This window comes from Gemmatimonadales bacterium (genome assembly GCA_030697825.1).
In the GTDB taxonomy this organism is placed as follows: Bacteria; Gemmatimonadota; Gemmatimonadetes; order Gemmatimonadales; family JACORV01; genus JACORV01.
In genome coordinates this window covers 1-1,364 of record JAUYOW010000109.1, presented here as the reverse complement: position 1 = coordinate 1,364, position 1,364 = coordinate 1, and the positions used below count along the sequence as shown (strand labels likewise).

Annotated in this window: 2 protein-coding genes; one reads left to right on the top strand and one right to left on the bottom strand. The window is 71.3% G+C overall.

Going from position 1 to position 1,364, the window contains the following annotated elements; translation table 11 throughout:
- The coding region (locus tag Q8Q85_05765; protein MDP3773758.1) for a hypothetical protein at nt 1-208 on the top strand (208 nt) is incomplete at its 5' end.
- Here the strand turns inward: Q8Q85_05765 and Q8Q85_05760 are convergent.
- The coding region (locus Q8Q85_05760; protein MDP3773757.1) for a S8 family serine peptidase at nt 198-1,364 on the bottom strand (1,167 nt) is incomplete at its 5' end. The two genes, Q8Q85_05765 and Q8Q85_05760, sit on opposite strands and share 11 nt — an antisense overlap.

Genomic DNA, 1,364 nt, shown 5'->3' with positions numbered 1-1,364 from the left:
GGGCGCGGCCAGCGTGGCCCACAAGGACGTCCCGGCGGGGGAAACGGTGTGGGGCAGCCCGAGCCGGCCGATCCAGGCTGTCAAACGCTCGCTCGCAGCACTCGGCCGGCTGCCGGATCTGATGCGGAAGCTGACCGCCGGGTTCACCCGGCTGGAGCAGGCCGAGCAGCGGCTCGACCAGCTCGAGGGACGCAAGCCTACAGGCTGACGGGCACGTCCGCGACGCGCCGGGTGCCGTCGGCGCCGGTCGCGGTGATCCGGATCGTCCACTCCTTGGCACCTTTGAACCGCTCCCCATCCACATGGCCGATGAGGCCGAACTGGATCGGCCGGTCGCCGCGAGCGATGGGCGTCCACTCCGACGGGTTGCGCCCCTCGCCCACGCTCACCTCGTAGCTCGACGCCCCGGCCACCACGCCGTACACGTCCACCGCGCTCACCTTTTTCTTGCCGGCGCGCGAGATGAGCACTTCGGTGGGGAACACCACGACGGCGCGCTTCGCGTCGCCGCTCAGCGCGGCCTTGGCATCCAGCAGCCCGTAGCCGGTCATCGGGTCCCAGCCCGGCTGGTCCAGGTCTTTCGCGGTCGCCAAGAGCAGCGCCTCAACCTCGCGGTTGGTCCGTTTCGGGTCCGCTGCGAAGAGCAGCGACGCGGTGGCCGCCACGATCGGCGCGGCGAAGGAGGTGCCGGTCGCCGCCCGGTACATCCGGTCGCGTTCGGCGGAGGGCCCGGTCCACTCGGCCTGCTGCGAGTGCAGGGAATAGATGTCCTCGCCCGGCGCCAGCAGCCCCGTGTTCGCGCCGAAGTTCGACAGGGCGTGCCGCTGCCCCTCGAACCCGAGGGCGCCCACGGCAAGCACGCGACGCAGCCCAGCCGGCGCGTAGTCGTGGACGTCGGCGTTCGTGTTGCCGGTGGCCACGACGACCACCGCGCCCCGCAGGTGCGCGTAGTTGACCGCCAGCTGGACCAGCCGCGAGCGCGCCGGGGCGCCCATGCTGAGGTTCAGGACCCGGGCGCCGTGATCCACCGCATAGTGGATCGCGCGGTACATCCCCAGGGTGTTGGGCCGGTGCGTGTCATCGGACACTTTCAGCACCATGATGCGCGCGCCCGGGTTGATGCCGGCGATCCCCACCTCGTTGTCCCGCTTGGCGGCGATGATGCCGGCCACGAGCGTGCCGTGGCCCCAGCGGTCGGTCAAGTCGTTGGAGTCGTCCACGAAGTTCCACCCGTGTACGTCGTCCACGTACCCGTTGCCGTCATCGTCCATCCCCGGGGCACCGCCGGCCTCGCTCCAGTTGGTCCAGATCTGCCCCGGGAGCCCGGCCACCGTGCCGCCGAGGTCGGGGTGATAGGGCAGCAC